We start from the raw sequence: 23,443 nt of genomic DNA on the forward strand, positions 1-23,443 counted from the left end.
GTTTGGTCGGGGTGAGTCCCGCTATCGTTCTGAAGGTTACACTCTTTTAATCATGTTATTCGGGGAAATAGACGTTTGACAGGATGCTATCCTACTTCTCCTGCCGGAAGCACCGCATTCCGGCCATCCCGCCGTTACGGGGCCGGCGCCTTGCTGCTCGCCCTCTGCCTCTGGCTGCTGGCAACCCCCGTCCTGGCGGCCAAGCTGACCTATCAGGTCAAGGGGGTAAAGGGGGAGCAGAAGGACAACGTCGAGGCTTACCTCAACGCCCTGCCCGTCTATCAGGAGCGCCAATTCAGACCCGCCCGGGTCAAGATCACCGAGAGCGTGCAGAAAGCCCTCCAGGTCTATGGCTACTACCAGCCCAAGATCACCCTCAACCGCGACAAGAAATCCCCGGCCAGGGTGGTGATCGAGATCGAGCGGGGAGAGCCGGTGATCGTCTCGCGCCTCGACATTCTGCTGGAGGGGCAGGCGGGCAGCGACGAGGTCTACAGCGAGCTGCTGGACAAGCTGCCATTAAAAGAGGGGGATCCCCTCAACCACGGCAAGTACGAATCCATCAAGGCGGATCTGGGCAGCCTGGGGCTGGCACGGGGCTACTTTGACGCCAAGATCAGCAAGAGCCAGGTCAAGGTCTTCCCGGAGCAGGGCAAGGCGGAGATTTACATCCTGTTCCGCTCCGGCCCGCGCTATCACTTTGGCGAGATCCACTACGACGCGACGCCGGAGGCCCTGCGCCTGATCCGGCCGCTCGTCAACATCAAGAGTGGTGACCCCTACCTGGCGATCCGGCTGGCGGAGATGTCCCAGGATGTCTCCTCCACCAAGCTGTTCAAGCAGGTGGACATCAAGCCCCTCATCAGCCAGGCCGAGAACAACCTGGTGCCGGTGCAGGTGACCCTCAGCAACCGGGTCGACCACGAGATTGAGACGGGTATCGGCTACGCCACCGACGTGGGGCCGCGCCTGAGCGCCACCTGGGAGAAACCCTGGGTCAACCGTTATGGCCACAGCCTCTCCAGCACCGCCAAGATCTCGGCCCCGGAGGCGGAGCTGAGCTTCGACTACCAGATCCCGGTGGGCAACCCGCTGCGGGACTACTACTCCCTGCAGGCTGGCTACCAATACACCGACAACAACGATACCCGCTCCGATCTGGCCACCTTCGGCGTGCACCGCTGGAAGCGGCGGCCCGACAGCTGGGACAGGGACGTGTTCGTGCGGCTGGAGAACGAGCGCTATGTGCAGGGCACCGACGAGGGGAACAGTCTGCTGCTGATCCCCGGTGTCTCCTGGTCGCGGCTGCGGGTGCGCGGCGGCCTGGTGCCGGACTGGGGGGATCGCCAGCAGCTGACGGTGGAGTTCTCCAGCCCCTACTGGGGGTCCGACATCAACTTCATGCGGGTGTGGGGGCGCAGCAAGTGGCTGCGTACCCTGGGGGAGGATCACCGCTTCCTGATGCGGGTCGAGCAGGGGGCCATCGTCGGGGATGACTTCTCCCTGGTGCCCCCTTCATTGCGTTTCTTCACCGGTGGCGACCAGACCATCCGCGGCTACGGCTACGAGACCGTCTCGCCGCGGGACGAGGAGGGCAAGCTCACCGGGGGCCGCTACACCAGCGTCGGCAGCCTGGAATACAACTACCGCTTCAGTGACAAGTGGCTCGGCGCCCTGTTCGTGGATGGGGGTACCGCCACCGTCGACTACAGCGAGGCCTGGAAGATAGGCACCGGGGTCGGGGTGCGCTGGGTGACCCCCATCGGCCAGGTCAGGCTGGACTTGGCGGTGGGCATCTCCGAAGAAGACAAGCCGCTGCGGCTGCACTTCGCACTGGGGCCAGAACTATGATCCGGTGTGAACGCGCTTCTTCTCTTCATTCTCTTTTCTGGCCGCTGCGGCTGAGCTTCTTGCAGGGGTCTGCATCGTGATCTGGGTAAAACGCATCGTCTTGTGGCTCATGGGCCTCATCTTCCTGCTGCTCATCGGCGTCAGCCTGCTGGGCTTCACCCACCAGGGCAACAAGTGGCTATGGCAGCAGGCCAGATCCGCACTGCCCTCCCTCAAGGGGGAGCTGGTGGCGGGCCAGCTTGGCTATGGCTGGACCCTGGAAGGGGTCGGCTGGCAGGACGAACTGGTGGACGTCACGGTCGAGCGTGCCGTGCTCGACTGGGATCTGGGCAAGCTCTTGCAGGGCAAGCTCTGGATCAAGTCCCTGGCGGTCACCCACCCCGTGGTCAAGGTCGCCGACTCGGAACCTGCGCCGGAAGAGCCGTCAGAGCCCTTCGTCTGGCGCCCGTTGCCGCTCAAGATCCAGATAGACAGCCTCCAGGTGGCCGACCTCGATCTGGCCGTGCCCGGCGTGGCGGTGACCCTCAAGGATCTGGAGATAGGCGCCACCCTGGATCGCAAGGGACTGATCGTGCGCGGGCCCGTGCTCGATGGCCTGAACGTGGTCCTGGCAGAGAGCGCGGTTGCCGAGAACAAGGCGGCAGAGAGCAAGCCAGCCGATAGCAAGCCAGCCGATAGCAAGGCGCCACAGCAAGCCACACCGGCCGTCTCGGGCGCCGCGAGCACCGCGCCTTCCAAGGACGAGACCAGGGTGACCAGGAGCTCGCCCGCAGAAGGCAAGCCGAGCGAGGCTGACAGTAAGGGCAAGGCTGTTCCTGCCAAGCCCGAACCCATAGCCCTGCCCGCCATCCGCCTGCCTTTCCCCGTCCAGCTGGAAGGGGTGACGCTGACCCGGGTGCGCTACCAGCAAGGAGAGCTGGTGGAGGGGCTCGACAAGCTGCTGCTGTCGGCCAGTGCCCTGGAGGAGCGCATCGACATCCGGGAGCTCTCCCTGCGCCATGCCATGGCGGATCTGGCCCTGAGCGGTCATGTACGCCTGGTCGATGACTATCCCCTTGCCCTGACCCTGGATGCCAAGGGCCGCAAGGGACTCAAGCCTTGGGAGCTCGATACCGAGCAGGCCACCCTCCTGCTGGATGGCTCAGTGGGCAAGCTGGCGCTGGCCCTGCAAGCCAAGGGGCCGGTGAGTGCGAATATCAAGGGCACGCTGGCAGCGCTGGATCCCGAGCTGCCCTTCGATCTGGCCCTCGACTGGAAGCGCCTATCCTGGCCGCTGCACAAGCCGGCCAAGGATGAACCCAGCTACCGGTTGGACAAGGGGACCCTGAGCGCCAAGGGCAAGCTCTCCGGCTACCGGTTTGCCCTCGAGACTTCGGGCAAGGGCACCGATGTGCCGCCCTTCAAGATCGCGCTGGAAGGGAAGGGGGATCTGGAGCGACTCAGCAAGATCGCCTTGCGGCTCAACGCCCTCAAGGGGGAGCTCAAGCTGGACGGCAAGCTGGCCTGGAGCAAGGGAGTCCAGTGGCAGGGCAACGCCGAATTCAAGGGGATCAACCCGGCCGAGCTGGTGCCCGAGATCGAAGGGGCGCTGGCGGGCAAGATAGCGAGCCGCTTCGAGCTTGACGAGACGGGTCACTGGCAGCTGGCACTGCCCGAGCTCAAGGTCGATGGCAAGCTCAACCAGTATCCGCTGGCCCTGCAGGGTCAACTCAGCGGCAACGACAAGATGGAGTGGACCATCCCGGCCCTGGCGCTGCAAAGCGGCCCCAACCGGCTGCAGGCCAGGGGGTCGCTCACGGCCCAGGCCTGGAAGCTGGATGCGGATCTGGATGCGCCCAAGCTCGGGGGCATCTACCCCGGTCTTGGCGGGGACATCAAGGGCCAGGTGCGGGTCACCGGCAGCCAGCAGGCGCCGCGGGTGAATGTGGATCTGGCGTCGAGCCGCCTCTCCTATGCGGGGACAGTGCTCAAGGAGACGGCCATCAAGGGCAATGCCCTGGTGGGGGACAAGCCTGCGGGCGAGCTGGCGGTGACAGTGGCGAGCCTGGTGCAGGGCAGCACCGCCCTCTCCCAGATGGCCCTGAACCTGAACGGCGATCTCGACCGTCACGGGCTCACCTTGACCATGAAGGGGGATCCGGTGGCCGCCGATCTGCGCCTGAGCGGCAGCCTGCGCGGGGAGCGCTGGCGTGGCTCCCTCTCCGAGCTCAAGCTGAAGACCCCGCTCAAGCGCTGGTCGCTGACGGCGCCCTGGGCCCTGGACCTGGATCTGCCGAAGCAGCAGCTGACCATGGGGGATCTCTGCCTCGGCTCCCAGGGGGCCAGCCTGTGCGTCAAGGGCAGCCGGGTAGCCCCGGCCCAGGGCAGCCTGGAGTTTGCCCTGAGCGCGTTCGATCTCAAGCGGCTGCGTCCCTGGTTGCCTGACAACTTCCGCTGGCAGGCGGTGCTCTCCGCCGATGGGCGTGCCAGCTGGCGCGGCAGCCAGCCAACCCTGCACGCCACCGTGCGCACCACGCCGGGTACCTTCGTGGCTGACGATCTCAAGACCGATTACCAGCGCCTGGAGCTGGGGGTGGACTTCGAACGCCAGCAGGCCGCCATCCGGGTCGATTTCGCGTCCCAGCAGATCGGCAACATCGACACCGATCTGCTCATCCGGGATCCCGCCGGGCGCGGCAACCTCTCGGGACAGCTCAGGTTCGATGACCTCAAGCTGACTACCTTCGCCCCTCTCATTCCCGAGGTGCGCTCCCTGCAGGGGATCATCTCGGCGGATGCCCGCTTCGACGGCACCCTGGCCACCCCGCTGCTGTTCGGGGAGCTGAACCTGCGGGAGGGGGAGGTACAGACCCACTCCGACATGGTGACCCTCTCAAAGCTGGTGACCCGTCTCAAGATAAACGGCAACCGGGCTGAGCTCGACGGCTCCATGATGGTCGGCAAGGGGCCGCTGGCGCTGGGGGGCTGGCTGAGCTGGGCCAAGCAGCCTGTCACCGGCAGCCTCACCATCCAGGGCAAGGATCTGGAGGCCCAGTATCCGGGCATGGGCCGCGTCAGGGTGACCCCCGACATCGCCATCACCCTGGGGGAGGAGACCCGGATCAGCGGTCAGGTGGACATTCCCTGGTCGCGCATCCTGGTCAAGACTCTGCCCGAGAGTGCGGTGGCGGTCTCCGATGACGTGACCGTGATCTACGAGGACATGCCGCCGCTGCCCAAGGCGGAGCCGCTGCCCATGGAGATCAAGCTGGCCATTCGCCTCGGCGACGATGTCCGGCTGGAGGCCATGGGGCTCAAGACCAAGGTGACGGGGGCGCTCAATATTCGCCAGGATCCGTCCAAACCACTCTCCGGCAACGGTCAGCTGGAGCTCAAGGACGGGCGCTTCAAGGCCTATGGCCAGAACCTCATCATCAAGGAGGGCAGGATCACCTTCTCCGGCCCCATCGATCAGCCCTATCTCAACATCGAGACCTACCGGGATCCTGACACCATAGAGGACAACGTCACCGTGGGGGTGCGGGTGACCGGACCGGCCGCCAAGCCGAAGATCACCGTCTATTCCGAGCCGCAGATGGCGCAGTCCGAGCAGCTCTCCTACCTGTTGCGGGGCAAGGGGTTGCAGACCAGCGGTGAGGATGGCGGCTTCAACGGTCTGCTGGTGGCGGGGGCCGTGAGCCAGGCGAGCGGGGTTGTCTCCAGTATCGGGGAGTCCCTCGGCATGAGCGACGTGTCGCTCGACACCGCCGGGAGCGGGGATGACACCCAGGTGACATTGTCGGCCTACCTGCTGCCCGGCCTGCAGTTCCAGTACGGGGTCGGGGTGTTCAGCCCCATCGCCGAGTTCAAGCTGCGCTACGAGCTGATGCCCAGGCTCTACCTGCAGGCCATGAGCGGGGTGGCCCAGGCGGTGGACATCTTCTATCGCTTCACCCTGTGAGCGAGTCATGACGAGACGGGAGGCCTGGCCTCCCGTTTTTTTATGTCCCGGGCGCTAAGGCCGGTACATGGGGAACAAGCCAGGGAAGCGGAAAAGCGAAAACCCGGCACGAGGCCGGGTTTTCTTGAATGATGGTGGAGGGAGAAGGATTCGAACCTTCGAAGGCAGAGCCGTCAGATTTACAGTCTGATCCCTTTGGCCGCTCGGGAACCCCTCCACGGGGTATTGCCTGATTGTGCGCACTTGAATGGTGGAGGGAGAAGGATTCGAACCTTCGAAGGCAGAGCCGTCAGATTTACAGTCTGATCCCTTTGGCCGCTCGGGAACCCCTCCCCAAGTGCGAGGCGCATACTAACAGATCTGTCGCGCTTGTGAACCCCCGGGCAAGGATTTTTAATGCTTAAAGGATCGGGTTGATGGCCGATAAGCAATGAAACCCTTATTTCCAAGATTTATCTTATGCTGCCCAGTGCAATCCGTGACCGATGGCTCGTCGATGAAACCCAGTTGGGGCAACGGCTCAACCAGGATCTCCGCCTGGGGGACAGGGCCGACTTCAGGCTGCATCTGGCGCTGCTGACCGATGCGGTGGAGGAGCAACCCTGGTTTGACGACACGCCCAGGGCGCAGGCCGCAGAGACGTCGTGGCGTGCCCGCTTCGGTCTGATGCCGCAAGCGGCCCTGGAAGGGGTAGGGGACGAGAGCGGAGCCGGCGCCATCAACGAGCGATTGCAGCAGGGGGGGAGCATGGTGGATGTCAGGCTGTGGCTGGCGCTGCGAACGCCTCCGCTGGTGAGCAAGACGCCGGCGCTGGCCCCCGCCGTCTATGACAACCTCTCGGCGCTGGGGCGTGCACGCTGGCAGGGAAGGCAGGCGGCAAGCCCGATGCATGCCGATCCCAGGGGGGAGGCGCCCCTGCTCATGCTGCCACTGCTCGATGAGCTCTCGCGCGGGGTAGATGCCCGGCTGCGCTGGTTGGGATGAGAGGCGCCTGGATGGCGGAATGCAAAAAGGCGGGATAACCCGCCTTTTGCTCGATGAATGCTGTGATGGAGAGGGATCAGGCGTCCGCTTCATCCGGTTCGGTCTGAGGGACTTCCTTGCCGGCGGCACGGCGGGCGAGGGGTTTCTCCGTGTGACGGTTGAGCTGGCGTTCCAGCTTCTGGCCCAGATCCGTGATGGCGGCATAGAGATCCTCATGCTCTGCCTGGGCAAACAGTTTGCCGTTGGGAATGCCGGCGGTGGCTTCGACGATATACATCAAACGCTCTTTGGAGATGATCACATGGGGTGTGATAAGAGGCACCTGAAGACGCTCGAGCTTTTCAAAACGGGATTCAATGCGCTCGCGGATGGCTGGGGTGATGTCAATGATTTTGCTGGTCATTTCAATTTTCATATTGGCCCCCTTCGGGTCGTCTTGCTTGTGTCTTCACCCTCAGATTACCCATGTGGCCAAATCAAAGTGTGATCTGCATCACGAAATATCCCCCTGGGGATCCCGCACCACCCAAATTGTGAGCTTTTCCCGTTTCATGCCAAAAACCGCTTGAGCTCAATGAAACAGGCAGGCAGTATCAGTGAATAGGATCGTTTCTGTCCCCCTTGGCAGCGCCTTGTGTCGACCCGATATCTGGTTTTAGCCGCACCGTCTCGCATTTTCTCGACCCACATCGCATTATCCCATCGCAGAAAATTGCCATGCGCCCGTGGAGATATGCCCGTGAACGGATATGCTTTCCTGCACGTGTCGGGGGGATGACGTGGTTGTAGTGTCGGAGTCGTCAATGAAGCAACAAGCCACCCAGATGATGTGGTTTTATGATCGGCAGCATGAGCAGTGGAGCCTGTCGGATCATCTCTCTTGTGAGCCCTGGACTGGGGAGGGGTCTCATCCCTGGGCCGGGCAGCTGCTGCGGGAAGATGATGCGGGTTTTACCGATTTTCTCGCCAGACTCCACGACTCCGGCCAACCCGGTCAGTTTATCGGCCACCTCTGTGACGACGCCGGCAATGTGCACCATGTGCTCTGGTATGGTCAGTATGTGCCGACCCAGCGGCTCTGCTGTGGCTGGCTGGCCCCGCTCGAGATGCTTCATCGCGAGATGAACCGTGCCGAGCCTGCCGCCGGGATGGCCCCGCCGATGCCCCAGCTGCAGGCCCCCCTGCTGGCCAAGCTGGCACAGGCGCTCTCCGCCAAGACCGGGCTCGACTTCTGCCAGACCCTGGTCAATGAACTCGCTCATATCCTGGGGGCCGATGCGGTCTGGCTGACGGAGCGGGTCGGCCTCGACAGGCTGCGGGTGCTGGCGAGCCACGGCATGGACGTCAAGGAGTACGCCTTGGCCGACATGCCCTGCCAGCAGCTTTATCGTCAGGGGGCCGCCAGTGCTTCCCCCCTTAGCGAGCCCATGGGCGATGGCTATTGCCTGCCGCCCGGCCAGCACTATTACGCCCAGCCTCTGCTGGATCGCGGTGGCCAGATCCTGGGGCACCTTGCCCTGCTGTTTCCGAGCCAGACCCGGACCGCCGATCTGGGCTCCGTGCTGACCATCTTCTCGGTGCGCATGGTGGCGGAGCTGGAGCGGCTGCAGAGCGATGCCCTGATGCGGTTGTCGGCTGTGGCGTTCGAGACCCATGAAGGCATCATCATCACGGACCCCGACTTCAAGATCCTGCGGGTCAATTACGCCTTCAGCCAGATCACCGGCTTCGACAGCCAGGGGGTGATCGGCCTGCACCTGGGCAATGACCTCTGGTCCGGGTTGGGCTACGAGCTCAATGCCCTCGACCGCTGGCAGGGGGAGACCCTGCGTCTGCACGCCGATGGCCGCAGCTATCCCCAGTGGGAGATAGTCACCCCGGTTCAGGACGACAAGGGGGGCATCAGCCACTACGTCATCTTCTTCGAAGACATCTCCGAGCGTAAGGCGGCGGAGCGTCGCATCCAGGATCTCGCCTACTACGACGAACTGACCGGCCTGCCCAACCGGCGCCAGCTGCACGAAACCCTGGCGCAGGCGTTTGCGGAGGCGAGCCGGGATCACCTCATCGGCGCCCTGCTGTTCATCGATCTCGACCACTTCAAGACCATCAACGACTCCCTCGGCCACGCCACTGGCGACTGGCTGCTCAAGGAGGTGGCCAGCCGGCTCAAGCGGCTGGTGCGCCAGGGGGATTGCCTCGCCAGGCTGGGGGGGGACGAGTTCGTGCTGCTGTTGCCGGCGCTCTCCATCAGCCCGCCCCAGGCAGAGATGCAGGCCGACCTCATCGCGGAGCGGCTCATCGGGGAGATTGCCGCTCCCTACAGCTATGGGGGGCAGGTGCTGCACATCGGGGCCAGCGTGGGCATCACGCTCTTCCCAGGCCGGGAGCAGGAGGCGGGGGATCTGCTCAAGCAGGCCGATACCGCCATGTACCAGGCCAAGTCGGCGGGGCGCAAGACCCGGCGCTTCTTCGATGCCTCCATGCAGCTGCAGGCGGACCGGCGCCTGCTCATTCACAACGAGCTGCGCAGCGCGCTGGACAACCATGAACTGACCCTTCACTACCAGCCCCAGCACATGGTGGAAGGGGGGGATATCATCGGTGTCGAGGCCCTGATCCGCTGGCAGCCGCCGGGCCGGGCCCTGGTCTCCCCCGCGGAGTTCATCCCCATCGCCGAGGAGACGGATCTCATCGTCGACATCGGCAACTGGGTGTTGCACGAGGCCTGCACCCAGTATGTCTCCTGGGAGGAGAACGGGATCCACGTCCCCCAGCTGTCGGTCAACGTCAGCGCCAAGCAGTTCCATGCCCCGGATTTCGTCGATCGCATCCACGATGTACTGGCCTCCACCGGCATGGATCCGGCGAGCCTGAACCTGGAGATCACCGAATCCGTGGTGCTCGGCCACGCGGAGGACACCATCAGCAAGATGGCCGAGCTCAAGACCCTGGGCATCAGTTTCGCCATCGACGACTTCGGCGCGGGCTACTCTTCCCTGAGCTATCTCAAGCGACTGCCGGCCGATGAGCTCAAGATCGACCGATCCTTCATCCAGGACATCCCCAAGGATGGCGACAATATGGCCATCGTGGAGGCGGTGATCGCCATGGCCCGTCACATGGGCTTCAACGTGACGGCGGAGGGGGTGGAGTCGCGCCAGCAGCTGGAGTTCCTGCAGGCGCAGGGCTGCCATTTCTACCAGGGATACCTTGCCTCCAAGCCGCTGCCCGTCCCCTATCTGGAGCGCTATGTCAGCCGGCTGACCCGCAGCGAACGCCTCGCGGTTGTCGACAAAAATAGTGTGGCGTAGCCCCGGGGCTTAGCGGGTAGAATAAAGGTATGTCACCACCGCCAGCGGGCGGTGGTCGTGCCTTTGTAAGGGAGAATGCCATTCGTGAAAGCCGTGCAGGGAATCATCTTATCGGCACTGTGCGTGCCAGGGCTCGTGGCACCCGTCTTTGCGCAAACCATGGAGCAGTCCCTCTATCGCCAGGCCTATGACGCGGTGCGTGCCAACGATCAGGCCGCCTTCAACCAGATCCGCGCCCGCCTGACCCACTATCCGCTGCTGCCCTATCTGGATTACTACCAGCTCGCCTTCCGGCCGGGAGCGGCAGACTACAACGACGTGACCCGTTTCATCCGCCAGCACGCAGACACGCCCCAGTCCAACCGGCTGGAGCGCAGCTATCTCACCTACCTGGCCCAGAGCCAGCAGTGGTCCCAGTTCCTCCGCTTCTACCCGGCCAAGCCGAGCTCCACCGATCTGCTCTGCCAGCATTATCAGGCCCGCTACTACACGGGACACAAGAGTGAAGCGCTGCAGGAGGCCGGCAAGCTCTGGCTGAGCGGCCAGTCCAGGCCCGATGCCTGCGATCCCCTGTTCCAGCTCTGGCAGCAGTCGGGGTTGAAGACCCAGGAGAAGATCTGGCAGCGCATGAACCTGGCTTTTGAGGCACAGAATGCGAATTTGATCCGCCACCTGGGGGCCCAGCTCGGCAGCGGCATGAAGGCGTACGGTGATCAGATGATCGCCCTGTTCGACCAACCCGCGAGGGCGATGAACCCGGCCAACTTCAGCGCGACGGCGCCATCGCGGCAACTGCTCTCCCTGGGGCTGGCGCGCTATGCGAACCAGGAGCCCGAGGTGGTCCTGCGCCAGCTGGGGGAGATGACCCGCCGCTTCGGCCTGAACCACGCAGAGGTGACCCGGGTGGAGAAGGCCGCCGCTCGCCGCCTGCTGCTCGATCGCGCCATTGTCCAGCGCAACTGGCTGGATGGGGCCCTGGTGCGCTTCAACGATGCCGAGCTGATGGAGCTGCGTGCGCGCCTGGCTGTCTGGGAGCAGGACTGGCGCGGGCTCGAGGGCTGGGTCAAACGGCTGCCCATGGGGCTGCAGAAGGAAGATCGCTGGCGCTACTGGATGGCGCGCTCGCTGGAGAAACAGGGGCGGCAGAAACCGGCACGGGATCTCTATCTCGAGACCGCCAATCTGCGTGGCTTCTATGGCTTCATGGCGGCCCAGCGCACCGGCGTGCCCTATCGCATCAAGAACCAGAGCGTGGCGCACAAGGTGCCGGACTGGCGTACTGCCAGCCAGCGCTGGCCCTTCCTGCTGCGGGTGCGCGAGCTGCTGGCGATGAACGAGATCACGGCGGCCCGCTCCGAGTGGATCCACAACATGGATCGCAACAGCGTGGCCCAGCGCCTCGAATTCGGCCACATCGCCCTCAACCAGGGGTGGCATGAGCTGGCGATCCTCTCCAGCATCCGGGCGGAAGCCTGGGATGCGCTGGACCTGCGTTTCCCGCTGCCCTTGAAGCGTACCTTCTCCCAGATGGCCCAGGAGCGGACCATGAATACCAGCCTGCTCTACGCCATCTCCCGCCAGGAGAGTGCGCTCTACCCGCTGGCGCAGTCGCCGGTCGGGGCGCGTGGCCTGATGCAGCTGATGCCGGCCACCGCCAGGGAGACCGCGAGCAAGCTGGGGGTCCCCTATCGCAACGAGCAGCAACTGTTCGATCCGGCCATGAACATTCGCCTCGGCAGCGCCTACCTCAAGCGCCTGCTGGACGTGTATGACGGCAACCGGATCCTGGCGGCGGCGGCCTACAACGCCGGCCCCGGTCGGGTGAAGCGCTGGCGCGAGCAGAGCGACAACAAGCCGATGGATGTCTGGGTGGAGAGCATTCCCTATCGGGAGACGCGCAACTATGTCCAGAACGTGCTCTCCTTCGACCTTATCTATCAGCACAAGCTGCAGCAGCCACTGCGTTTCATGTCGGAACGCGAGCTGAATCACGCCTATTGAGTTCGGAGGCAGCCGTTGTCGCGGCTGCCTCCCATTCTGGCTTCAGAATGGTTATTATCCCCTAAGATTTTGTTACAAAAGGAAACCTGCCGGGTGATCGGGCACCGCGTCTTGGGCTGGCAGGTTCGATACAATGCCCGATTAACACAGACAGGCTTGTCCAACAAAGGAATCGAGAGTGGCAACGATCAAAGATGTGTCTCAGCTGGCGAATGTCTCCATTTCGACAGTGTCTCGAGTGATCAACAACACGGCACAGGTAGCGCCAGAGAAGCGCGAGGCCGTACTCGCGGCCATGAAGGAGCTCAGCTTTCGTCCGAACAGCTTCGCTCAGGCCCTGGTGAGCAAACGTTCCAACTGCATCGGCGTGCTGGTCGGGGATCTGTGTGGTGGCCCCTTCTTCGCCCAGATGATGCGCGGTATCGAGAGCATGGTCGACAAGGCGAACAAGTTCACCATCGTCGTCTCCGGCAACCACGATGCCGCGAGGGAACGTCATGCCATCCAGGCGCTGCTGCAGCGCCAGTGCGACGCCCTGATCCTGCACAGCAAGGCGCTGCCTGACGAAGAGCTCAGCGAGCTGGCATCGGGCACGACCCCCATCGTCTTCATCAACCGCCAGGTACCGGGCTGCGAGGATCGCTGTGTCTGGCTGGACAACCAGGCGGGCATCACCACGGCTTGCCAGCATCTGCTGGATGCGGGCCATCGCAAGATCGCCTTCGTCACGTCCGATGACGAGGAGTTCGTCGATGGTCAGCAGCGGATGGCCGGTTATCGCTTCGCCCTGAAACGGGCAGGTATCGAACTGGATCAAGCCCTCATCGGTCGCGCCTACGCCGACGAGAAGGGCGGCTATGTGGCCATGAGCGAACTGCTGTCGCGCGGCGTCGAGTTCACCGCCGTTCTGGGCTTCAACGACGCCATGGTGGCGGGTGCCATCTCCTGTCTGCTGGAGCGGGGTTACAAGATCCCCCAGCAAGTGTCGGTGGTGGGGTTCGATGACATCCCCTATGCCCGCTACATCTATCCCAAGCTCACCACGGTGCGCTACCCCATCGAAGAGATGGGGGAGCGGGCGGCCGAGCTGGCCCTGCGCCTGCTGGATCACAAGCCGGTAGAGGGGTTGGCACTCAAGTTCGAGGCAGAACTGGTTCGGCGGGAATCGGTGGCCTGAGCCATCAAGTTGGCCCCGGGCGGGTCGACTTTTTTGCAAAAGAGTGAAAGCGCTTTCAGAAATCCTTTTCAACTGTGATCCGCTTCAAAGCTTTTTACCAGCGCTGCCACTAGGATAGGCCCACGAATTAGGAGCGTGCGCTCCCGATTTTCCCGCTGTGGGAGGTAACCGGTTTATCCGGCTATTTCCTTCGTTACTTTCGACGGTCATCATAGGATGGCCGTTTTTTTTTGTCAGGATTTTGCAATGATGAACGAACATGAGTTCCAGACGGGGATCCTGGGAGCCGGCTGGCTGGGGCTGCCGCTGGCAAGGGCGCTTCAGGCGTCGGGCCAGCGGGTCGTGGTGACGGTCAGCTCCGCCGAAAAGGCCGGGCTGCTGCGAGGGGAGGGTATCGCGGCCTGGCCGCTGCTGCTTGCCCCCGAGATGGGGGCGCTGCCTTTTCGCTGCCATGATCTGGTGATCTGCGTGCCGCCCAGCAAGACCCTGGATTATCCGGCCTCGGTGGCCCGTCTGTGTCAGCAGGCGAGGGTGGCGGGCGTTCGGCGGGTGCTGTTCATCAGCGCCACCTCGGTGTGGTCGCCCGGCCAGACCGAAGAGGAGACCCCCGAGCCTTCGCATGAACGGGGGGCACGGATGCGTGCGGCCGAGCTCGCGGTGCTGGGCGGGGGCTTTGCCTGCGCCATGATACTGCGCCCGGCCGGTCTTTATGGCCCGGAGCGCCATCCGGGGCGGTTTCTCGCCGGCAAGACGCTGGCGGGAGGCGGTCAGGCGGTCAATCTGGTGCACCTGGACGATGTGGTGGCCGCCTGCCAGCTGATGCTGGCAAAGGGGCAGGATGGGGAGGCCTATAACCTGAGCGCCCCTGTCCACCCGCGCCGGGAGCAGCTTTATCCCTTCGCGAGCCGTCTGCTTGGGCTGGCGCCACCGCTGTTCATCGAGCCGGCGGGGGACTTTCTCCCCATCGAGGGGCAGCGCATCTGCCAGCGGCGCGGTTTCGTCTACCGCTGGCCGGATCCGGCCCACTGGTTTGCCGAACAGGGGACCCGGCAGGGTTGAACAGAGCAGGCTCCAATGTGATCCCATTTTTCCGGTGCAGGAGGACGCGAGCCAGACGGGGTGCGGGCTTCGGGGGGAATTGAGGTTTGCCAAGGGCGGGATCGCCCCCTATCATGCCGCCATCCATGATAAAGAGAGCGGTAATGATGGAAGAGACCAAGCGTCACCCCGATGGGGAACTGTTGCTGAGAACCCTGGCGATGCCAGCCGATACCAACCCCAATGGCGATATCTTCGGCGGGTGGATCATGTCCCAGATGGATATAGGTGGGGGCATCATGGCCAAGGAGCTGGCAAAAGGACGCATCTGTACCGTCTCGGTGGAGGGGATGACCTTCCACAGTCCGGTCAAGGTGGGGGACGTGGTGTGCTGCTACGGACGCTGCCTCAAGATTGGTCGCAGCTCCATGCGCCTCAAGCTGGAGGTCTGGGTCAAGCCGGTACTGCGGGAGAACGAAGCCCAGCGATACTGCGTGACCGAGGGGGTATTTACCTACGTGGCCATCGACGATCAGGGTAAATCCCGTCCTGTCCCGGTCTGAGGCGGCTTAGATCAGCCGGGCATTGATGATGGATATTTCCTGCTCAAGCCCGGTTTTTTGCCGTATCATGCGCTCCAGCATCTCTTCCGAGCCGACACACTGCTTGGTGTCAAACAGGCAGAGATCGCACTGGGGATCCCGCCTGATCTGATAGACGGTGGAGAGCTCCACTTGATGACAAGTTCCTTGTTGATCGTAAAATGTCACGCGGTACTGATGCTGTCTCGCCATGGCGGGATCCCTCGTGGATGAGTCGGGCCGGACACGAATAATGAGACTAGTTGGCGATCATGATCTCTGTGCGGATCATGGCGTCTTGCAGAGGCAGGTGGTTGTTAGCCAATGAAAAATAGTTATCGGATTCTGGGGACCTCCCTGCTGACATTGGGACTGGTCGGTTGTTTCGAGGTGCCGGATCAGGACCATCTGGTCACGGCCGCGGGCATAGTGCCCGGCGCTCACTGCGACCGTCCTCCGCTGGTGGCGCTCGCCACCACCGCCTTGCCCCGGGAGTTCGGCATCACCGTCTGGAATCTTTACAAGGGACAGCGCAAGAACTGGCAGGAGGGGCTGGACGAGTACGCCAAATCCCGGGATCTGGTGCTGTTGCAGGAGTCGGCGACCCGACCCGAGATGCTGGACTGGCTGAGGCGAGGCGACTTCCAGTGGCAGCAGCTGCAGGCCTTCACCCAGGGGGGCGTCTCCTACGGCGTCATGACGGTCGCCAAGACGCCCCAGGCCTTTGTCTGTGGCGTGCGCTCCCCCGAGCCGCTGCTGCGCATCCCCAAATCCGGTCTGGTCAGCCTCTACCCCCTGCAGGGTGACCCCGATGGCGTGCTGGTGGTGAACCTCCACGCGGTCAACTTCGAGCTGGGGATGGCCACCTTCCGGGAGCAGCTCAACGATCTGACCGCCCTGGTCCATCGCCATCAGGGGCCCGTCATCCTGGCCGGGGATTTCAACACCTGGAGCGACAAGCGCGAATTCTGGCTGAACAAGCTGGTGGGGGAGCTCGGCCTGCAGGAGGCCATCCCGGTGCCCGACTTGCGCCGTACCGCCTTCGGCCGTCCGCTGGATCACCTCTATTACCGCAATCTGGATCTGGTGGAGGTGAGCTCGCCGGCCACCGACGCCTCGGATCACAACCCCATACTGGCGCGCTTCGCGGCCCAGGCCATCACCCCCTGACGGGGCCGGATGGCAGGTAAAAAAATACCCCGCACCAGGCGGGGTATTTTTTTGGATTGTGATGAGCGATCAGCTGTTGTTCTTCACGAACAGGGTCAGTTCCTGACCGGGCTTGAGGTAGTCGCTCTTGCCGAGCTGGTTCCAGCGCATCACGTCGTTCACGCCGACCTGGAATCGGGCGGCGATGGAGGAGAGGGAGTCTCCGCGGCGCACCTGATAGACCATGGACTTGTTGCTGCCCTTGCCCTGCTTGGGCCAGACCACCAGCTTCATGCCAGGTTTCAGGGCCGACTTGGCGCTCAGCCCGTTCCACTTGGCCAGGTCGGCGTGGCTGACGCCGTGTGCCTGGCTGATGCTCCACAGGTTGTCGCCGGAGCGCACCTGATACTGGATCTTGTTGCCGCTGTTGCTGGCGAGCTGTTGCGGCTTGCTCTTGGCGGCCTGGCTCACCATGGCGTTGCCACCATTGGGGATGATCAGGCTCTGGCCACGACGCAGGTTGTTGCCGCGCAGATTGTTCGCCAGCTTGAGCTGCTGCACGCTCACCCCGTGATTCTGGGCGATACGGGACAGGGTGTCGCCGCGGGTGACCTGATAGGAGCGCACGCCACGGGTCCGCTCACGCTGGGGCAGATCGGCCAGGGCCAGCTCCAGGGTATCGGCATACTCGACGGGCACCAGCAGGTTGTAGGGACCCCGCGGTGAGGTCACGCCACGCTTGAGCGCCGGATTGAGCGCCTTGAGCTGGGAGGCGGAAATCCCCGCCAGCTGCGCCGCCACGTTCAGATCGATCTGGCCACCGGTATTGATGGTCCGCAGCTGCGGCTTGTTGGCCAGCACCGGCAGGGTGACATTGTACTGGTCCGCATTGCGGATCATGTCGGCCATGGCCAGGATCTTGGGCACATACATCCGGGTTTCACGGGGCAGATCCAGCGACCAGTAGTCGGTCGGCCGGCCGGCCCGCTCGTTGCGGACGATGGCGTTGCGCACCCGGCCCTCACCCGCGTTGTAGGCGGCCAGGGTCTGGAGCCAGTCACCGTCGAAGAAACGGTTCAGGTATTCCAGGTAGTCCAGTGCGGCATTGGTGGATGCCAGGACGTCGCGTCGGCCGTCATACCAGTTGTCGTGGCGCAGGCCGAAATTCTTGCCGGTCGCAGGAACGAACTGCCAAAGGCCGACCGCATTGCTGCGGGAGCGGGCGTTGGGATCGAACATGCTCTCGATCATGGGGATGGTAATAAGCTCCATTGGCAGCTCACGCCGTTCGATTTCCTCTACCATCAGATACAGGTAGGGCTCAGCCCGGCTGGCAATGGTCGCCATATGCTTATCATTACGCAACAACCAATCACGCTGCTGCCGGACACGGGCATTATCATGCGAGTCCAGCTGCATATCATCGCTGATACGCACCCACAGGTTATCAGTGTCATCCATCTCTTCTATCTGTTCGTCACCGAACAGCAATCGGGAAGAGTGTTTCTTGTACGTTTTCTTGCTGACTTGGGGGGATTTGATCGGCTCGATTGCCGTTATCGCCCGGTCATCCTGATGGCTCAGGTTTTGGCAGCCGCTGAGAAACAGCGCTGCCAATAAGGCCGTTCGTAGCTTCATCTCGCTCAGGTCATCTATGGAAAAACAGCTCGCATCATAAGGGGCAATCCCCCCCTGATCAAGGTTTGTTCAAAAAACGTCCTTCCAAGCCCGCAAGACAGTGAAGGTATCCTCTGGATTTTCCAAGCATTTAAGGGCGTATTTCTCAGCAGAAAATTTCACTGAGTCCTGCTCGCAGCGCAGAAAAACATTGAAATGCCGCTCATCCCCCAGCCGGGAGGGGATACTCGGCAGGCCCTGCTGGCGCAGCTTGCTGATCACCCCGATCTGCTGCTGGATCGCCGGGTTGTCCGGCTCGACCGCATGGGCGAAACGCAGGTTGGAGAGGGTGTACTCATGGGCACAATAAAGGAGGGTGTCGTCGGGCAGGGCCGCGAGCCGTTGCAGGGAGCCGTACATCTGGGCCGGGGTGCCTTCGAACAGGCGGCCGCAGCCAGCACTGAAGAGGGTGTCGCCGCAAAACAGCATGCCCTGGCCGTAATAGGCGATGTGACCCAGGGTATGGCCGGGAAGATGGAGGACGTCCAGGCTCAGGCCGTGCCAGTCGATCCTGTCCCCGTCATCAAGCCACTGGCCATGATGATCGGGCATGGGGTCATGCTTGGGGCCATAGAGGCGGGCGTGGGGGAAATGGTGCAGCAGCTCGGATACACCCCCGACGTGGTCGCGATGGTGATGGGTCAGCAGGATGGCGTCGAGCTCCAGCCCCAGGATCTCGAGCCGTTCCAGCACGGGAGCGGCTTCGCCCGGATCGACGACAAGGCAGTGATTCTCGTGTCGGATCAACCAGATGTAGTTGTCGTTAAAGGCGGGAACTGTGATGACGGTATACATGGGTCGGCTTCTCTTTAGTGTTCTTTAGGGATGGGATCTTATATAACTGGATGGCATTCGCACCCCCGAGTTGGTTCCATTATGCAGCTGGCACGTACCGAACAACAGATCGCGATCCCGACCAGCTGGTCGGCACTGCCCATGGGGGACTGGGTGGCCGCCGAGCTGCAGGAGCGGCTCGACAGCTGGTGCCCTCATCTGTTTGGTTATCATCTGCTGAAAATCGGCGCCCTGAGCGCCGAACTCTCCTGCGGCTGCTCCACCATCCGCCATCAAATCGGGGTCGCTCCCGGTGGGCGACTGCTGGACCTGGTGGGGGATCCCCTGGCCTTGCCGGTCCGTTCCGGCAGCGTGGATGCCTGCCTGCTCGCCCATTGTCTCGATTTCTCGCCGGATCCCCATCAGGTGCTGCGCGAGGCGGAGCGGGTGCTGACCGACGATGGCTGGCTCATCGTCAGCGGCTACAATCCTGTCAGCCTGGTCGGTCTGGGCCACTATCTGCCTTTCATGCGACGACATCTGCCCTGGTCCGCCCGCATGTTCACGCCCGCCCGGGTGACGGACTGGCTGCAGCTGCTCGGGTGCGAGGTGATGTTCGACGAGCGATTCGGCTTCTCCTTCATGGGCAGGCAGAGCCGGATCGGCTGGTGGCGGGAGAGTCTGGGACGGGACTATTGCCGCTCCCTGGCGTCCGTCTATGTGATTGCCGCCCGCAAGCGGCGTTTTCCTGTCACCCCGGTGCGCCGCCGCTGGCGGCTGCCGGAGTCGATGGCCGCGCCTGGGATGGCGCGCCAGGGCGGCTAGCGGCCCTCAGGGCTGGTAGCCTTCGTCTTCGGCAAGCTGCTTGCCGCTGGCGGCTTCCCGGGCCAGCTCGTCGCAGCGTTCGTTCTCCGGGTGACCGGAGTGACCCTTGACCCAGAGCCACTCGATCTGGTGGCGTGCCACCTCCGCATCCAGGGCCTGCCAGAGATCGACGTTCTTGACCGGCTGGCGGTTGGCTGTCATCCATCCCTTTTTCTTCCAGCCGATGATCCACTGGGTGATGCCCTGGCGCACATACTGGCTGTCGGTGGTGAGCCGTACCTGGCAGGATTCGTTCAGGGTGCGCAGTCCCATGATGGCCGCCATCAGCTCCATCCGGTTGTTGGTGGTCAGTCTGAAACCGGCCGAGATCTCCTTGCGATGCTTGCCATAGACCATGACGGCACCATAACCGCCGGGGCCCGGGTTGCCGAGGCAGGAGCCATCCGTAAATAAATCAATCTGTTTTAACATGAGCAATCAATCTGTTTTAGCCGAAGGCTTGGGGTAAACTAGCGAGTAAAACCGAAGTTTGACATGGATTTGATCATGAGCACACCCCAACTGAACCGCCAGATCATTCTGGATACCGAAACCACCGGCATGAATACTGCGGGCGGTCCCGTCTACCTCGGGCACCGCATCATCGAGATCGGCTGTGTGGAGGTGATCAACCGCAAACTGACCGGCAACCATTTCCACGTCTATATCAAGCCGGACCGGCTGGTGGACCCTGAAGCCATCGCGGTGCATGGCATCACGGATGCCTTCCTGGCGGACAAGCCCTCCTTCAACCAGATAGCGGACGACTTCATCGAGTTTATCCGTGGCGCCGAGCTCATCGCCCACAACGCGCCCTTTGACGTGAGCTTCATGGACTACGAGTTCAGCAAGCTCGGCCTCGACTTCAAGACCGCCGACATCTGCGGCATCACGGATACCCTGGCGATGGCGCGGGATCTCTTCCCGGGCAAGCGCAACAATCTGGATGTGCTGTGCGATCGCTACGGCATCGACAACTCCCACCGTACCCTGCACGGGGCCTTGCTCGATGCGGAGATCCTGGCAGACGTCTACCTGCTGATGACGGGTGGCCAGACCAAGCTCAACCTGGCCAGCGAGAGCAACGAGAGTGACAGCAACCAGGACACCGGCATTCGCCGCCTGGAGAGCAACCGGGCCCCCCTCAGGGTGGTGCGCGCCAGCGAGGAGGTGGTGGCTGCCCATGAGGCCAGGCTGGATCTGGTGCAGAAGAAAGGAGGTGCCTGCCTGTGGCGGCAATGAGTTCGCTCTGGGGCGGCCTGTTGCTGCTGGCCTCGCTCTCTGCCTCGGCCAACGAGGTGTTCGGTCCTTCCGATATTCCCCTGCTCGACAACCGCTTTCGCATCGATTACGGCGTGAAGGAGATCACCTTCATCATCAAGCGCAAGCCGGGGACCCCCTCGGTGATCCTGGTGCGACCCGACGGCAGCAAGCTCTATGTCGGCAAGGTCAAGCCGCCGGAGGTGGGCTGGCAGGCACTGCAGGATCAGGATCTCATCACGGTGCGCGATCCCATGCCGGGCCCCTGGCAGGCCATCGGCGAGGTCGATCCCGACAACCGGGTGCGCCTGCTCTCCGATATCCGGGTCGTGAGCGAACCGCTGCCGGCTCGTCTCTACCAGGGGGAGCGGGTCAAGTTGCAATCCCGCCTGCTGATCGACGGGGCGGCGCCGGGAGCGGGGTACTACCTCACCGATCTGGGCATGACGGTGAGGCTGCAGCAGTTCAATGATGAGGCCCAGAGCGGAGAGCCCATCTTCGAGGAGACGCTCGGCCATTATCTGGACGATGGCAAGGGGCTGGACGAGGTGCCAGGGGATGGGGTGCTGACCGCCGAGGCGGTGCTGGACGTGCCGGCAGGCAAGTATCGCGCCCTCTACAGTACCGGCAACGAGGTGTTCTCTCGCGCCGAGTCGCAGCAGGTACTGCTCTACCCCTGGCCGGTGAGCTACACCCTTGTCGCGCCCTCGGGAGAGGCGGGGGCCAAGCTCTCCCTGGTCATCGATGGGGAGGAGCTGGATCCGGCTTCCGTGGTGATCCAGGGCAAGGCCAGCGACGGCACCGGTCACAGCCTGGACTTCAGCGAGGTGGCGAAGGAGCTTCGCTTCGGCGTCGATCTCTCCGCCCTCGAGGCGGCGGGCCAGTACCAGGTGGAGGCCACCCTGTTCGGCACGACCCGGCTCGGCCGGGAAGTGCGGCTGCAACTGCCTGCCAAGTCGTTTACCATAGCGCCGCCACCGGCGCCGGTTCCCTCCGCAGCGCCAGCCACCTCGGCGGCCAAGCCGGCCAAGGCCAAGTTTGAGGAGCGTGAGAGCCCGGTCTGGCTGCCCTGGGCACTGGGCGGGGGAGGCGTGGTGCTGCTCCTGCTGGGTGCCGTGGGTTTCATCCTGCTGCAGAAGCGCCGCACGTTGCACAAGGCGATGGCGGCACAGAAGGCGCAGCAGAGCGAGCCCGCCCCGGCCCTCAAGCTGGATCTCAATCTGCCGGAGCAATAGCCCGCCTTCATTCGCATATGAAGAAGCCGCCCATGAGGCGGCTTCTTGCTGTGGCTCGCAGGATGGCTCAGTGGGCGCCGATGTAGATGTCCTTGTACTGTTCGCGGATGTCGAGAAACTTCTCCAGATTGGCCAGCATCAGATCCACCAGCTGGGGATCGAAGTGCTGCGCCCGCTCTTCCCTGATCAGCGACAGTACCTCTTCAAGGGGCCAGGCCCGCTTGTAGCAGCGATCCGAGCCCAGGGCATCGAACACGTCCGCTAGGGCGACGATGCGCCCCTCCAGAGGGATGGCATCCCCCTTGAGTCCGCGAGGGTAGCCGGTGCCGTTCCACTTCTCGTGATGATTGCCGGCGATGGTGGCGCCTATCTGGAATAGCGCCAGATCGCTGCCGGAGAGCATGTCGTGTCCGAGTTGGGCGTGGGTCTTCATGATCTCCCACTCCTCGGGGGTGAGCTTGCCCGGCTTGTGCAAGATGGCGTCCGGGATCCCCACCTTGCCGATGTCATGCAGGGGGGAGGCGCGCTTGATGAGCTCGCACCTGTCTTCGTTCATGCCGAGCAACTGGCAGAACAGCTCGGTGTAGAGTGCCACCCGCTTGACGTGCAGGCCGGACTCCTTGGTGCGGCTTTCTACCAGCTCGCCGATGCGGTAGATGATCTCCCGCTGGTTGTCGCCGATCACCTCGTTGAGCCGGATGTTCTCCAGCGCCACTATGATGTTTTCGGTAAACAGGCTCAGCAGGCCGGTATCCATCTGGCTGAGGGGGCGAGTGGTCTCGATGTGGAACAGCAGGTGATGGCGGGCATTCTTGCAGTAGAGCACCATCTGGTTGCCATCGTAGACGTTGCCTCCCCTGGCCATGGCGCTGCGCAGGATGGCCGGGGCCTCGGTGAGCCGCAGTGCAGGGCCGTCGCTGAGCAGGGGCTCCAGCACCTGGTCCCGGACCTCGTAGGCCAGATGCTTCACATCGTAGATCTGGGACCCCTCCAGGTTCAGCAGGGCGCTGAGCTGGGTCTGGGCCCCCTCGACAAACTGGCGCAGGGCGCGCTGCTCGAAGATCCCTCTGGAGGCTTCGATGACTTTCTCCAGCCCCTGGCGATTGCTCTCCAGGGTGCGGATGTCGCGATAGGAGCGCAGGCTGGCGCGCAGCAGGGTGCGCAGCTTCTGGGAGGTGAGTTCGGTCTTGTCCTTGTAGTCGTTGATGTCGTAGTTGGTGACGACGTCATCTTCCGGGGCCTGGCCGGGCTGACCGGTACGCAACACGATGCGCACCATCTTGTTTTGCAGCTCGTCGCGCACGAATTTGACTACCTCGAGGCCGGCGTGATCGGCCTCCATGACGACGTCGAGAAGCAGCAGTGCGACATCCGGGGTGATGGCGAGCAGCGCTTTGGCTTCGGCGGCGGAATAGGCGTGCAGGAAATCTATGGGTTTGCCGTCGAACTCGAACTTGCTCAGGGTGATCTTGGTGATGCGGTGCACTTCGGGCTCATCGTCCACTATCATCACCTTCCAGCCTGCGGTCTGCAGCGCTGACGGGGGAAGATCTTCATCGTCGATAATCAGGATTTGATCATCCATTACGCAATCCTGT

19 protein-coding genes and 2 tRNA genes are annotated in these 23,443 nt (G+C 63.2%); 13 read left to right on the forward strand and 8 right to left on the reverse strand.

The genetic code is table 11. The features are described 5' to 3' along the window. The first annotated feature begins 150 nt into the window (after window positions 1–150). Entirely contained in the window at window positions 151–1,851 is a 1,701-nt protein-coding gene (locus J9885_RS04780; protein WP_282598279.1) for an autotransporter assembly complex family protein, read from the forward strand. Window positions 1,852–1,927: 76 nt separating this feature from the next. Further along, window positions 1,928–5,791 (forward strand): translocation/assembly module TamB domain-containing protein, encoded by a 3,864-nt coding sequence (locus J9885_RS04785; RefSeq protein ID WP_210548251.1) that lies wholly within the window; start codon window positions 1,928–1,930, stop codon window positions 5,789–5,791. Between the two features lie 132 nt (window positions 5,792–5,923). On the opposite strand, the gene J9885_RS04790 is transcribed toward J9885_RS04785, so the two are convergent. After that, a tRNA-Tyr gene (locus J9885_RS04790) sits at window positions 5,924–6,008 on the reverse strand. A 31-nt stretch (window positions 6,009–6,039) separates the two neighbouring features. Continuing rightward, window positions 6,040–6,124: transfer RNA gene (locus J9885_RS04795), tRNA-Tyr, on the reverse strand. Window positions 6,125–6,250: 126 nt separating this feature from the next. Here J9885_RS04795 and J9885_RS04800 point away from each other — a divergent pair. Continuing rightward, on the forward strand, window positions 6,251–6,775 hold the full coding sequence (locus tag J9885_RS04800; RefSeq protein WP_210548252.1) for a VC2046/SO_2500 family protein: 525 nt from the start codon (window positions 6,251–6,253) through the stop codon (window positions 6,773–6,775). A 76-nt stretch (window positions 6,776–6,851) separates the two neighbouring features. Here the strand turns inward: J9885_RS04800 and raiA are convergent, their stop codons facing one another. Next, complete coding sequence (gene raiA / locus J9885_RS04805) at window positions 6,852–7,190, reverse strand: ribosome-associated translation inhibitor RaiA (RefSeq protein ID WP_043761814.1); 339 nt, start codon at window positions 7,188–7,190, stop codon at window positions 6,852–6,854. Between the two features lie 388 nt (window positions 7,191–7,578). Between raiA and J9885_RS04810 the strand changes: the two genes are divergently transcribed. The 5 genes from J9885_RS04810 to yciA all read left to right on the forward strand — a co-directional run bounded on the left by J9885_RS04810 (window position 7,579) and on the right by yciA (window position 14,868). Further along, entirely contained in the window at window positions 7,579–10,089 is a 2,511-nt protein-coding gene (locus J9885_RS04810; RefSeq protein ID WP_210548253.1) for a GGDEF and EAL domain-containing protein, read from the forward strand. An 84-nt stretch (window positions 10,090–10,173) separates the two neighbouring features. Next, window positions 10,174–12,090: a transglycosylase SLT domain-containing protein gene (locus J9885_RS04815; RefSeq protein ID WP_210548904.1), complete on the forward strand. Its 1,917-nt coding sequence runs from the start codon at window positions 10,174–10,176 to the stop codon at window positions 12,088–12,090. A 178-nt stretch (window positions 12,091–12,268) separates the two neighbouring features. After that, window positions 12,269–13,267 carry a LacI family DNA-binding transcriptional regulator gene (locus tag J9885_RS04820; protein ID WP_134695501.1) on the forward strand — a complete coding sequence of 333 codons (999 nt, stop codon included), beginning with the start codon at window positions 12,269–12,271 and terminating at the stop codon, window positions 13,265–13,267. Window positions 13,268–13,513: 246 nt separating this feature from the next. Further along, window positions 13,514–14,326: an NAD-dependent epimerase/dehydratase family protein gene (locus tag J9885_RS04825; protein ID WP_210548254.1), complete on the forward strand. Its 813-nt coding sequence runs from the start codon at window positions 13,514–13,516 to the stop codon at window positions 14,324–14,326. Window positions 14,327–14,469: 143 nt separating this feature from the next. Next, a complete protein-coding gene (gene yciA / locus J9885_RS04830) occupies window positions 14,470–14,868 on the forward strand; it encodes an acyl-CoA thioester hydrolase YciA (protein WP_029314261.1) in 399 nt (132 codons plus the stop codon). A 6-nt stretch (window positions 14,869–14,874) separates the two neighbouring features. Here the strand turns inward: yciA and J9885_RS04835 are convergent, their stop codons facing one another. Continuing rightward, window positions 14,875–15,099 (reverse strand): hypothetical protein, encoded by a 225-nt coding sequence (locus tag J9885_RS04835; protein ID WP_210548255.1) that lies wholly within the window; start codon window positions 15,097–15,099, stop codon window positions 14,875–14,877. A gap of 111 nt (window positions 15,100–15,210) precedes the next feature. Between J9885_RS04835 and J9885_RS04840 the strand changes: the two genes are divergently transcribed. Then, the gene (locus J9885_RS04840; protein WP_210548256.1) at window positions 15,211–16,056 is read left to right on the forward strand and encodes an endonuclease/exonuclease/phosphatase family protein; all 846 of its coding nucleotides are present in this window, start codon (window positions 15,211–15,213) and stop codon (window positions 16,054–16,056) included. Between the two features lie 69 nt (window positions 16,057–16,125). Here the strand turns inward: J9885_RS04840 and J9885_RS04845 are convergent, their stop codons facing one another. Further along, the gene (locus J9885_RS04845) at window positions 16,126–17,382 is read right to left on the reverse strand and encodes a LysM peptidoglycan-binding domain-containing protein (RefSeq protein ID WP_245155476.1); all 1,257 of its coding nucleotides are present in this window, start codon (window positions 17,380–17,382) and stop codon (window positions 16,126–16,128) included. On the opposite strand from J9885_RS04845, the gene J9885_RS19930 reads away from it, so the two are divergent. Further along, on the forward strand, window positions 17,383–17,655 hold the full coding sequence (locus tag J9885_RS19930; RefSeq protein ID WP_231557823.1) for a hypothetical protein: 273 nt from the start codon (window positions 17,383–17,385) through the stop codon (window positions 17,653–17,655). A gap of 87 nt (window positions 17,656–17,742) precedes the next feature. On the opposite strand, the gene gloB is transcribed toward J9885_RS19930, so the two are convergent. After that, a complete protein-coding gene (gene gloB, locus J9885_RS04850; protein WP_210548257.1) occupies window positions 17,743–18,507 on the reverse strand; it encodes a hydroxyacylglutathione hydrolase in 765 nt (254 codons plus the stop codon). Between the two features lie 81 nt (window positions 18,508–18,588). Between gloB and J9885_RS04855 the strand changes: the two genes are divergently transcribed. Then, on the forward strand, window positions 18,589–19,311 hold the full coding sequence (locus J9885_RS04855) for a methyltransferase domain-containing protein (protein ID WP_043761805.1): 723 nt from the start codon (window positions 18,589–18,591) through the stop codon (window positions 19,309–19,311). A 6-nt stretch (window positions 19,312–19,317) separates the two neighbouring features. Here the strand turns inward: J9885_RS04855 and rnhA are convergent, their stop codons facing one another. After that, a complete protein-coding gene (gene rnhA, locus J9885_RS04860; RefSeq protein ID WP_134695923.1) occupies window positions 19,318–19,782 on the reverse strand; it encodes a ribonuclease HI in 465 nt (154 codons plus the stop codon). 75 nt (window positions 19,783–19,857) lie between these two features. On the opposite strand from rnhA, the gene dnaQ reads away from it, so the two are divergent. After that, the gene (gene dnaQ / locus J9885_RS04865; RefSeq protein ID WP_210548258.1) at window positions 19,858–20,592 is read left to right on the forward strand and encodes a DNA polymerase III subunit epsilon; all 735 of its coding nucleotides are present in this window, start codon (window positions 19,858–19,860) and stop codon (window positions 20,590–20,592) included. Further along, window positions 20,589–21,845 (forward strand): TIGR03503 family protein, encoded by a 1,257-nt coding sequence (locus tag J9885_RS04870; protein WP_210548906.1) that lies wholly within the window; start codon window positions 20,589–20,591, stop codon window positions 21,843–21,845. Before dnaQ ends, J9885_RS04870 begins: the two co-directional genes overlap by 4 nt. Before the next feature lie 67 nt (window positions 21,846–21,912). Here the strand turns inward: J9885_RS04870 and J9885_RS04875 are convergent, their stop codons facing one another. Next, the gene (locus J9885_RS04875) at window positions 21,913–23,430 is read right to left on the reverse strand and encodes an HD domain-containing phosphohydrolase (protein ID WP_210548259.1); all 1,518 of its coding nucleotides are present in this window, start codon (window positions 23,428–23,430) and stop codon (window positions 21,913–21,915) included. Window positions 23,431–23,443: the final 13 nt, after the last annotated feature.

The organism is Aeromonas sp. SrichE-2G, assembly GCF_017939565.1.
GTDB lineage: Bacteria > Pseudomonadota > Gammaproteobacteria > Enterobacterales > Aeromonadaceae > Aeromonas > Aeromonas taiwanensis.

What these genes read in the sequence shown, in the direction of transcription:
- J9885_RS04800 (WP_210548252.1), top strand. Translation starts at nt 6,251, where the DNA reads ATGCTGCCCAGTGCAATCCGTGACCGATGGCTCGTCGATGAAACCCAG.
- raiA (WP_043761814.1), bottom strand. Translation starts at nt 7,190, where the DNA reads ATGAAAATTGAAATGACCAGCAAAATCATTGACATCACCCCAGCCATC.
- J9885_RS04810 (WP_210548253.1), top strand. Translation starts at nt 7,579, where the DNA reads ATGAAGCAACAAGCCACCCAGATGATGTGGTTTTATGATCGGCAGCAT.
- J9885_RS04825 (WP_210548254.1), top strand. Translation starts at nt 13,514, where the DNA reads ATGATGAACGAACATGAGTTCCAGACGGGGATCCTGGGAGCCGGCTGG.
- yciA (WP_029314261.1), top strand. Translation starts at nt 14,470, where the DNA reads ATGATGGAAGAGACCAAGCGTCACCCCGATGGGGAACTGTTGCTGAGA.
- J9885_RS04835 (WP_210548255.1), bottom strand. Translation starts at nt 15,099, where the DNA reads ATGGCGAGACAGCATCAGTACCGCGTGACATTTTACGATCAACAAGGA.
- J9885_RS04840 (WP_210548256.1), top strand. Translation starts at nt 15,211, where the DNA reads ATGAAAAATAGTTATCGGATTCTGGGGACCTCCCTGCTGACATTGGGA.
- J9885_RS04845 (WP_245155476.1), bottom strand. Translation starts at nt 17,382, where the DNA reads ATGGCGACCATTGCCAGCCGGGCTGAGCCCTACCTGTATCTGATGGTA.
- J9885_RS19930 (WP_231557823.1), top strand. Translation starts at nt 17,383, where the DNA reads ATGCTTATCATTACGCAACAACCAATCACGCTGCTGCCGGACACGGGC.
- gloB (WP_210548257.1), bottom strand. Translation starts at nt 18,507, where the DNA reads ATGTATACCGTCATCACAGTTCCCGCCTTTAACGACAACTACATCTGG.
- J9885_RS04855 (WP_043761805.1), top strand. Translation starts at nt 18,589, where the DNA reads ATGCAGCTGGCACGTACCGAACAACAGATCGCGATCCCGACCAGCTGG.
- rnhA (WP_134695923.1), bottom strand. Translation starts at nt 19,782, where the DNA reads ATGTTAAAACAGATTGATTTATTTACGGATGGCTCCTGCCTCGGCAAC.
- dnaQ (WP_210548258.1), top strand. Translation starts at nt 19,858, where the DNA reads ATGAGCACACCCCAACTGAACCGCCAGATCATTCTGGATACCGAAACC.
- J9885_RS04870 (WP_210548906.1), top strand. Translation starts at nt 20,589, where the DNA reads ATGAGTTCGCTCTGGGGCGGCCTGTTGCTGCTGGCCTCGCTCTCTGCC.
- J9885_RS04875 (WP_210548259.1), bottom strand. Translation starts at nt 23,430, where the DNA reads ATGGATGATCAAATCCTGATTATCGACGATGAAGATCTTCCCCCGTCA.